The following is a 9,297-nucleotide window of genomic DNA, read 5'->3' as shown; positions in this document are numbered from 1 at the left end:
GGTGGTGGGGTAGCGGCGCGGGGGCGGGGCCCGGGCGGCAGGGGGGCGTCGGGCGGGGGGGCGGGGGTCGCGGCGGGCGCGGGCGGGGGGGGCGGTCGGGTCCCAGCTTTCCCGCAGCTCGGGGGCTTCGGGCGGTTTCCCGGTGCCCTCCCGCACTTGGGGGGGCGGGCGGGCGAGCGGCCGTGCCGCGGGGCGGGGCGGGGCGGGGACCGGGGTTGGCGTGATGGTGCCGGTGGAGGACGGATGGTGCTGGTGGAGGGCGGGTGGGACCCGTACCCTGATATTGGACTAGACCTATTTTCCGTATCAGTATCAACCAGCCGCTAACCGAAGGATGGGGTCAGATGAGCAACCGTGCGCTCCTGGAGGTGATCGCCCTCGACGCGGCGGACGCGGTCGCGGCCGAGGCCGGCGGGGCGGACCGCCTCGAACTGGTCACCGACATGGCGGCGGACGGGCTCACCCCGTCGCGCGAGGTGTTCGCGGCGATCCGGGCGGCCGTGGACATCCCGCTGCGCGTGATGCTGCGGACGGCCGACGGCTTCGCAGCCGGGGACGCGGAGGCCCTCGCCGGGCTGGTGGCGCGGGCGCGGGCGCTGCGGGCGGAGGGCGCGCAGGAGTTCGTGCTGGGCTTCCTCACCGAGGACGGCACGCCCGACCTGGTGGCGGTGGAGGCGCTGGCGGCGGAGCTGGAGGGGTGCCGGTGGACCTTTCACCGGGCCATCGACCGGGCCGCGGACCGGGACGGCCTGCGCAAGGCGCTCGCGGAGCAGCCGGGCCTGGACACGTACCTGACGGCCGGGGCGGCGGAGGGCGTGGACGCGGGTCTGGCGGTCCTCCGGGCCGAGGCCGCGCGCCGCGGGGAGCCGGGCTATGAGGCGCGGATCCTGGTCGGCGGCGGCCTGAACCTCGCCCACGTGCCGGTCCTGCGGGAGGCCGGGATCGACGCCTTCCACATCGGCGGCGCGGCCCGGCCGCACGGCTGGACCGGCCCGGTCTCGCGGTCGTCGGTGGCCCGCTGGCGCGAGGCCCTGGACGCGTAGGGGCGCCGTAGGGGTCACCCGCCGACCTCCTGCGGCCCGGCCGGGCCGCAGGAGACCGGGCTCCTACGGGGTGAGCGTGGCCAGGTCGACCTCGACCGGGAAGGGCACCGGCCGCTTCAGGACGTCCCGGAAGATCTCCACCGGGACGTACGTGCCGGTCGGCCCGTCCAGCTCGTAGACGTGCACGACCGGGGCGCCGTCCTCGTCCTCGATGCACCAGTAGTGCGGGATTCCCGCCTCGGCGTACTTGCGCAGCTTGACCGTGCGGTCGCGGTGCGCGGACTCGGGGGAGACGACTTCGACGACCAGCTGGACCTGGTCGGCCGAGTACCACGTGCGGTCCGGGTCGTACGGGGACGTGGTGACGAGGAGATCCGGCTCGGGGCGGTTGCGCCGGTCCAGCCGGATCGTCATCTCCCGTTCGACCTCGACCCCTTCCGGAGCCTGGGCGGTGAGCCGGTTGGTGAGGGCGGTCACCAGGCGGCCGTGCCACGACCGTTGGGGAGGCGTCCTGAAGACGAGCGCCCCGTCGATGAGTTCCGTGTGCCGAGGCGCTTCCGGAAGGTTGTCCAGGTCGTCCGCGAACCAGCCCTCATCGCGGGGTGGGTACATCCACTTGGGCAGAGCAGTCATGGGCCACGGTAGCGGTCCGGACGGCCCCCGCGCCGGTTCAGGCCAAAGCTTCCGGGAGGGGCGCCGAGTGCAGGGCCGTGAGCCCCGACACCGCTCGGGTCAGGCAGACGTACAGCCGCCGCAGCCCGGTCCGCTCGTCCGGTTCGCCGTCGACGACGGCCGCCGGCTCGTCCAGGACCACGTAGTCGTACTCCAGACCCTTCGCCAGCGACGCCGGCACCAGCGTCAGGCGCGCGTCGGCCGTCGTCTCCTCGCCCGGCCCCAGGTACGGCAGGTCCGCCGCGGTCAGGGCCTCCGCGAGGAGCGGGATGCGCGCGTCCGCCGCGATCAGCCCGATCGAGCCCTCGCGGGTGAGCGACTCCCGGCAGGCCGCCAGCACCGCGTCGGTCAGCTCCGCCGGGTCGGCGACCGCCGCCACCACCAGCGAGCCTGGCGTCTCACGGACCGAGGACACCGCGGCCAGCCCCGGCGAGATCGCCGGCAGCAGCCGCGAGGCGTACGCGATGACCTCGCGCGGCACGCGGAAGCCGGCGGTCAGCTCCTCCAGGACCGCCTCCGGCTTGCCCAGGTGCGTCAGCGCCTCCGCCCAGCTGCGCGTGGCCCACGGCGTGGTGCCCTGCGCGAGGTCGCCGAGGACCGTCGCCGAACCCGTCGTGCAGCGCCGGCCCACCGCCCGGTACTGCATCGGGGACAGGTCCTGCGCCTCGTCGAGGACGACGTGGCCGAGCGAGTGCGTCCGTTCCACCAGGTCGCTCGCCTCGTCGATCAGGACCAGGTCGGCCGCCGACCACTTCGCCGAGCGCACGCTGCGCGCCGGCTTCGCCCACAGCAGCAGCTTCTGCTCGTCCGCCGAGAGGAGCCCGTCCGCGTGGGCGGCCAGGAAGGCCTCGTCCGACAGCAGCCGCAGCACCAGCTTCGCCGGGTCCACCACCGGCCAGATCTCCTTCACGGCCGCCTTCACCGCCGCGTTCCGGGCGACCGCGTCCTGCACGCGGTCGTCGGGTGCCTCGCCCGCCTGTTCCATCCGTACCAGCACCGCGTGCGCGATCCGCTGCGGCAGGGCCTCGCGGGCGGCGCCGTAGCGGATGTCGCGGGCCAGCAGCTCCTCGACGATCTCCGTGAGCTCGTACGCCGGGACGCGCCAGCGGCGCGAGCCGCGCACCACCATCAGCGGCTCGGTGGGCAGCGTGACGTGCGAGCGGACGGCGCGGCTCAGCACCTCCGCCATGCGCGCGTCGCCCTTGACCACCGCCGTGTCCGCGCCGTCCTCGCCGCGGACCTCGAAGGGGCCGGCGACCAGGTCGTCGACGGTGGCCTGCTGGACCTCCAGCTCGCCCAGGGCCGGCAGGACCTGCTCGATGTAGTGCAGGAAGGACTGGTTCGGCCCGATGACGAGAGTGCCGGTGCGGGCCAGCCGCTCGCGGTGGGCGTAGAGGAGGTAGGCCACCCGGTGCAGGCCGACGGCGGTCTTTCCGGTGCCGGGGCCGCCCTGGACGCACACGGAGCCGGACAGTCCGGAGCGGACGATCTCGTCCTGCTCCGGCTGGATGGTCGCGACGATGTCCCGCATGGGGCCGACGCGCGGGCGCTCGATCTCCTGCTGGAGGAGCTTGCTGACGCCTGCGGCCTCGGCGGGGTCGGAGAGGTGCTCGTCCTCGTAGGCGGTGAGGTCGCCGCCGGTGTAGCCGAAGCGGCGGCGCAGGCCCACGTCCTGCGGGTCCTGCTTGGTGGCCCGGTAGAACGGCTGGGAGACCGGCGCGCGCCAGTCGATCACCATCGGGTCGCCGTCGCCGTCGTGCACATGGCGGCGGCCGATGTAGAACTGCTCGCCCTCGGCGCCCTCCGCGAGCTCCCCGCCCACGGGGTGGAGGTAGTCGAGGCGGCCGAAGAAGAGCGGGGTGTGGGACAGGTCCGCGAGCGCCTTGATGCGGTCGTCGATCTGGCGCTGGAGGACGACCGCGTTGACCCAGTTCGCCGTGACGTCGCGAATGTCGAGGGACTCGACGTCCGCGCGCATCGCGCGGAGCGCGGCGCGGGAGGCGGCCAGGTGGGACCGCTCGCGGGCGAGCGGATCGGTCTCAGGGGCATGCGCGGACACGGAACTGCCTCCAACGAAAAGCTGCGTGCGTGACGGGTCGTGCGTGACGGGTCGTGCGTGACGGATGACGGTGGTTGCCGACCGGTTCCGACCGGTCGGCGCACTCCCCGGCACGCGGCGGCACGGCTGTAGCTGTACGGCTGCACGGCTGTAGCTGTACGGCGGCCGCGCGCGGCACGGCGGGTGGGAGGCGGCAAGAGCGGAGATTGTAGTCGTGGCGGCCGCGGCGGGCGAATGGATTTTCGCCGCGATGTCCCTCTCGGGTAGGGGGACCCGTACGGGTGGTGTACGGGTCCCTGTCCGACCTGAGGTAGAGCCGGGGGGCGGTGTGGTGAGCCGGTGGGATGAGGCGCTACCCCGTGGGGTTACATCCGCGGGCCGATGTGCCGGAGGGGCCGGAGGTGGAGCATGGAGACATGAGCACCGCAACCTTCATCCCGGTCCAGGGCGGCCGCCCGAGCGGCGCCACCGCCACCACCCACTCCCACCCGCACCACCGCTTCGGCTCCCTGCTGCGCGCCGCGAAGGTCTTCGCGGGTACGGCCTTCAGCGTGGTGCTCCTCGGCGAGTACGCCGAGGACGCAGGCGTTATACGTCGCTGACGACGTCGTCGCTGTCGCTGTCGCTGTCAGTGTCGCTGTCGTTGCTGCCCGTCAGCAGCTCGTCGGCGTCCATGATCCGGTAGGCGTAGCCCTGCTCGGCCAGGAAACGCTGGCGGTGGGCCGCGAAGTCCTGGTCGATCGTGTCGCGGGCGACCACCGAGTAGAAGCGGGCCTCGTGGCCGTCTGCCTTCGGGCGCAGGACCCGGCCCAGGCGCTGGGCCTCCTCCTGGCGGGAGCCGAAGGTGCCGGAGACCTGGATGGCCACGGTCGCCTCGGGCAGGTCGATCGAGAAGTTCGCCACCTTCGAGACGACCAGCACGCTGATCTCGCCCTCGCGGAAGGCGTCGAAGAGCTTCTCGCGCTGCGCGTTGGAGGTCTCGCCCTTGATGACGGGTGCGTCCAGGTGCGCGCCGAGCTCGTCGAGCTGGTCGATGTACTGGCCGATGACCAGGGTCTGCTCGCCCCGGTGCCGGCGCACCAGTGCCTCGGTCACCTTCCGCTTCGTCGCCGTCGTCGCGCAGAAGCGGTACTTCTCCTCCGTCTCGGCGGTGGCGTAGGCGAGCCGCTCGCTCTCGGTCAGGTTGACGCGTACCTCCACGCAGTCGGCCGGCGCGATGTAGCCCTGGGCCTCGATCTCCTTCCAGGGCGCGTCGAAGCGCTTGGGGCCGATCAGCGAGAACACGTCCGACTCGCGCCCGTCCTCGCGGACCAGGGTCGCGGTCAGGCCCAGCCGCCGGCGGGCCTGGAGGTCCGCGGTGAACTTGAAGACGGGCGCGGGCAGCAGATGCACCTCGTCGTAGACGATCAGGCCCCAGTCGCGGGAGTCGAAGAGCTCCAGGTGCGGGTAGATGCCCTTCCGCTTCGTCGTCAGCACCTGGTAGGTGGCGATCGTGACCGGCCGGATCTCCTTGCGGGTGCCGCTGTACTCGCCGATCTCGTCCTCGGTCAGCGAAGTCCGCTTGACCAGCTCGTGCTTCCACTGGCGGGCCGAGACGGTGTTGGTGACCAGGATCAGGGTGGTGGCCTTGGCCTGGGCCATGGCTCCGGCGCCGACGAGCGTCTTGCCGGCGCCGCAGGGCAGGACCACCACGCCCGAGCCGCCGTGCCAGAAGCCCTCCACGGCCTGGCGCTGGTAGGGCCGCAGCGCCCAGCCGTCCTCGGCGAGGTCGATGGGGTGGGCCTCGCCGTCGACGTAGCCGGCCAGGTCCTCGGCCGGCCAGCCCAGCTTGAGCAGGGTCTGCTTGATCTGGCCCCGCTCGGAGGGGTGGACGGCGACGGTGTCGGCGTCGATGCGGGCGCCGACCAGCGGGGTGATCCGCTTGGAGCGCAGGATCTCCTCGAGCACCGGGCGGTCGGTGCTGGTGAGGACCAGACCGTGGACCGGGTGCTTGCTCAGGGTCAGACGGCCGTAGCGGGCCATCGTCTCGGCGACGTCGACGAGCAGGGCGTGCGGCACCGGATAGCGCGAGTACTCCACCAGCGCGTCCACGACCTGCTCGGCGTCGTGCCCGGCGGCGCGCGCGTTCCACAGCCCCAGCGGCGTCACACGGTAGGTGTGGATGTGCTCCGGCGCACGCTCCAGCTCGGCGAACGGGGCGATGGCGCGGCGCGCGGCATCGGCGAGCTCGTGGTCGACCTCCAGGAGGAGGGTTTTGTCGCTCTGGACGATCAGCGGCCCGTTCACACGCGTCCCTTTCCGGCGGGGATGGCGGCGCCCCGGTGGGGGCGGCCAAACCTCCAGTCTGCCGCATGCGCGCGCCGGGTGGGGACGGCCCGGTCGGCCCCTGGGGACCTGCTACGCGGCGATGTGCGGCAGCGGTCCCGACGGATAGGGGGTCTCCACGGGCAGGAGGGCGCGGGCCGCTTCGTCCCGGCCGGCCCGGACCAGGGCGTGGATCTCCCGGGCCAGCGGGGTGACGTCGCGGATGGCGACCGTCCACTCGTCGGCGTAGGCGCGCGACGTGGTGCCGGACAGGCCGAGTTGGAGCGAGCGGTGGGGCAGCGGGTTCAGGTGCAGGTCCCGCTCGGGGTCCCACTGGACCCGGGCGGGGGCCTGGCGGAGCGCGGCCTTCCAGGCGGCCTGGTCGGCGTGGACGCCCGGCACGTAGTGCGAGAGGCAGGCGTGGCGCAGGGCGTGGTCGAAGCCCTCGCGGGTGATCTCGACGGCCAGCACCGTCTCCTGGTCGGCCTTGGTCGCCCAGCCGCAGCGGTACATCATCCACAGGAAGGAGGGCTTGATCCAGGTCATCCGGTCCCGCTTCCAGTCCGCCGGGAAGCGCCCGTCGCGGGCCGCGGGCAGCCCGAGCCGCGGGTTGTAGGCCTGGTAGACGGTGATCGTGTCCTCGGTGTGGGAGGCCCGGATCCGATGCCGGGGCTCGCCGACCGGCTCGTGGCTGCCGGCGTTGTACGCGTCTTCGCTGCCGCGGGCGTCGGCGGTGGTGCGGTGTCGGTGTCGGTGTCGGTGTCGGTCCATGGGGGACAGCGTGCGTGGTCGGCCGCCCCCGGTGCACCTGGATTAGGGGCGCAGCCCTCGGCGGCGGAGCTGTCAGAAGTGGTCCTCGGCGAGCTCCGCGACGCCCGTGATGCGGTGCAGGGGGTAGGTGCGCACCTCGTCCGCGGTGTGGTCGTAGCCGGTGACGAAGCCGCCCTCGACCCGCACCGGGGCGATCACGCGCTGGCTCGCCGCGCCGTCCGCGTTCACGTAGCCGATCCAGACCGCCGTGCCGGTCAGCGCGGCCGCCTGGACGGTGGCGAGGGTCTCCGCCGCGCTGGTGCGCGGGAGTTCGCCCGGGGCACCGGCCCCCGCTCCGGCTCCGGCGGGGGTCCCGGCCGCGGCGGGTGTCGGCTCCTTGCGGACGGCCGTGGCCGCGAGGTCGCCGGCGCGGATCGCCCGGACCGCCGCGCCCAGCAGGGTCGCGTCCGGCACCGGCGGTCCCTCCGGGACCGGGGCGGGGGCGGTGCGCGGTGGGGTGCGGTGCGCGCCCGCCCGGGTCACCAGGACGTCCCCGGTGTGCGACTCGGCGGCCGGGGCGAAGCCCATCGCCCGCAAACCCTCCAGCAGGGCGGCCGGTTCGGCGGTGGCGGCCAGTACGGTCGGCGCCAGCCGGCGCAGGCCCAGGCCGGCCGAGCGCTTGTCGGCCAGGATCTCGCCCAGCATGCTGTCGTCGTCGCAGCGCACGTAGGCGGAGGCCGCGCCGACCCGCAGGTGCCCGTGCCGCCGGGCCACGTCGTCGATCAGGTAGGCCAGTGGCTGCGGTACCGGCGTGATGCTGTGCTCGGCGAGGAAGGCGTGCAGGTCGGATGCGGTCTGTCCGGCGTCCAGGGCCCGGCGTACGGAGCCCGGGGTGAAGCGGTAGACGGTGGCGCCGCCCTTGGACTCGATGTCGGCGAGCACGGCGAGCGTCTGGGCGAGCGGCCGGCGCAGCGGGCCGGGGGCCACGGCGGTCAGGTCGGCCTGGAGCAGGACGTGGTCGACGGGTTCGGGCAGCAGGGGCATCAGGACCGCCGCCGGGTCGCCGCCCTCCAGCAGGGCCCGGCCGGCGCCGGCCAGCGCGCCGCGCCCGGTGACGCCGATCAGCTCCGCCTCCGTGAGGGTGAAACGGGCGAGCCGGGCGCGCAGATCGCTCGTGCCGCGCAGCGGGCGCTCCCACGCGAGGCGTTCGAGGAGGGCCTCGGCGGTGGCGGAGGCGCCTTCGGGCAGGCCGGCGAGGAGCTCGAGGACGCGGCGGCGGACCTCGGGGGCGGCCGAGCGGTCGAGGTCGGGTCCGAGCGCCGACAGCGTGCGGCCCTTGGCGTCCTGTTCACCCACGACTCCGGCCGTCCGGGTGGCCGGCAGCCAGGCGGTGGCGAGCGCGGCCCAGCGGTCGGCGGGCGGCGCCTCGACCCAGTCGTCGTAGGCGGGGGTGGGTGCGTACCGCTCGTCGGCCTCGCCGTCGCTGGCCAGCAGCCCGGCGGCGTAGGCGAGTTCGATCCAGAAGGCGGCGATCGCCTCGGTCGTGTCGAGGGCGGCGGCGGTCCGCTTGAGGTCGCGGACGGCCAGGCCGCCGGCGCGCAGTACGGCGGGGCCGGCCTGGTCCCACGAGGTGAGGAGTTCCTCGACGGTGGCGACCGCGGCCAGGGCCTGGCCGGCGGCGTTGGCGTCCACAAGCTGTGGACGGTGGGTGCGGTCCGGGGTGACGGACGGGGCGTCCGGCTCGATGCGGCGGTGGGCCCGGCCGCCGCGCAGGTGCAGGGCCACCTCGCGGGGCAGGACGACGGTACGGGCGGTCACGGGCAGCAGCAGCCCGCGGTCGCGCAGCCAGCGCACGGGAGGCGTCGGATCAGGGGTGACCTCGCCGTACGGGGGCCCCCACACGAGCCGGCCGAGCACCTGGTGGGCCTCCGGCGGGGCCTGCGCCAGCAGGGCCGACATCCGGTCGGGGTCGGTGAACAGCGCGGTGAGCGCGGCGACCGCCGACACCGGGTCGTGGGTGGCCTGGAGCCCGGCGGTGGCCACGATCTCCTGGAGGCGGGTGGGCGACATCCCGGCGGTGGCCTCGGCGACGGTGGGGCCGAGCCCGGTGGGGGAGGGCCGGCTGGGCGAGGGGGCGAGCAGCTCGCGCGCGGTCCGCACGAGCCGCATGCCCTGGTCCCCGCCCCAGACCACGGCCTGGTCCCGCAAGGTCGCGAGCGCCCTGGGCAAGGCCCGCCGCACGGCCCCGGCCAGGTCGGCCGGGTCGGCCGGTGCTGCTGCACCGGCTGCACCGGCCGCGGCGTCGGCGGGCCGGGGGGCCGGGGCAGCGGGTGGCGGGGGCGCGGGCCGGGTCCTTCACACAGATCCGTGGCCACCAGACCCGGGGCGATATCGTATGGCTGCTTCTGCGTTGAAAAAAAAAACTATGTGTAGTCGCTTGAGCGGTGTCTTAGGACAGATTATATGATG

The 9,297-nt window shown here is 74.2% G+C and carries 7 protein-coding genes; 2 read left to right on the top strand and 5 right to left on the bottom strand.

Features of this window, described 5'->3' with window-relative positions; all coding sequences use genetic code 11:
* The first annotated feature begins 344 nt into the window (after window positions 1-344).
* Window positions 345-1,043 carry a copper homeostasis protein CutC gene (locus tag GPJ59_RS28755; protein WP_219670621.1) on the top strand — a complete coding sequence of 233 codons (699 nt, stop codon included), beginning with the start codon at window positions 345-347 and terminating at the stop codon, window positions 1,041-1,043.
* Window positions 1,044-1,106: 63 nt separating this feature from the next.
* On the opposite strand, the gene GPJ59_RS28750 is transcribed toward GPJ59_RS28755, so the two are convergent.
* Entirely contained in the window at window positions 1,107-1,676 is a 570-nt protein-coding gene (locus tag GPJ59_RS28750; RefSeq protein ID WP_219670620.1) for a Uma2 family endonuclease, read from the bottom strand.
* A 37-nt stretch (window positions 1,677-1,713) separates the two neighbouring features.
* Window positions 1,714-3,693, bottom strand: coding sequence for a HelD family protein (locus GPJ59_RS28745; protein ID WP_219670622.1), 1,980 nt, complete (start codon window positions 3,691-3,693; stop codon window positions 1,714-1,716).
* A 497-nt stretch (window positions 3,694-4,190) separates the two neighbouring features.
* On the opposite strand from GPJ59_RS28745, the gene GPJ59_RS28740 reads away from it, so the two are divergent.
* The gene (locus GPJ59_RS28740) at window positions 4,191-4,376 is read left to right on the top strand and encodes a hypothetical protein (protein ID WP_219670619.1); all 186 of its coding nucleotides are present in this window, start codon (window positions 4,191-4,193) and stop codon (window positions 4,374-4,376) included.
* Here GPJ59_RS28740 and GPJ59_RS28735 read toward each other — a convergent pair.
* The 3 genes from GPJ59_RS28735 to GPJ59_RS28725 all read right to left on the bottom strand — a co-directional run bounded on the left by GPJ59_RS28735 (window position 4,363) and on the right by GPJ59_RS28725 (window position 9,036).
* The gene (locus tag GPJ59_RS28735) at window positions 4,363-6,060 is read right to left on the bottom strand and encodes a DNA repair helicase XPB (protein ID WP_219670618.1); all 1,698 of its coding nucleotides are present in this window, start codon (window positions 6,058-6,060) and stop codon (window positions 4,363-4,365) included. The two genes, GPJ59_RS28740 and GPJ59_RS28735, sit on opposite strands and share 14 nt — an antisense overlap.
* A gap of 111 nt (window positions 6,061-6,171) precedes the next feature.
* On the bottom strand, window positions 6,172-6,858 hold the full coding sequence (locus GPJ59_RS28730; protein WP_374200936.1) for a DUF4291 domain-containing protein: 687 nt from the start codon (window positions 6,856-6,858) through the stop codon (window positions 6,172-6,174).
* A gap of 63 nt (window positions 6,859-6,921) precedes the next feature.
* Window positions 6,922-9,036 carry a helicase-associated domain-containing protein gene (locus GPJ59_RS28725; RefSeq protein WP_374200935.1) on the bottom strand — a complete coding sequence of 705 codons (2,115 nt, stop codon included), beginning with the start codon at window positions 9,034-9,036 and terminating at the stop codon, window positions 6,922-6,924.
* Window positions 9,037-9,297 lie beyond the last annotated feature (261 nt).

The sequence above is a fragment of the Streptomyces bambusae genome, assembly GCF_019400985.1.
In the GTDB taxonomy this organism is placed as follows: Bacteria; Actinomycetota; Actinomycetes; order Streptomycetales; family Streptomycetaceae; genus Streptomyces; species Streptomyces bambusae_A.
This window is presented reverse-complemented; position numbering and strand designations above follow the sequence as displayed.

Excerpts from the sequence above, each read along its gene's own strand:
- GPJ59_RS28755 (WP_219670621.1), top strand. The coding sequence starts at position 345 with ATGAGCAACCGTGCGCTCCTGGAGGTGATCGCCCTCGACGCGGCGGAC.
- GPJ59_RS28750 (WP_219670620.1), bottom strand. The coding sequence starts at position 1,676 with ATGACTGCTCTGCCCAAGTGGATGTACCCACCCCGCGATGAGGGCTGG.
- GPJ59_RS28745 (WP_219670622.1), bottom strand. The coding sequence starts at position 3,693 with ATGCGCGCGGACGTCGAGTCCCTCGACATTCGCGACGTCACGGCGAAC.
- GPJ59_RS28740 (WP_219670619.1), top strand. The coding sequence starts at position 4,191 with ATGAGCACCGCAACCTTCATCCCGGTCCAGGGCGGCCGCCCGAGCGGC.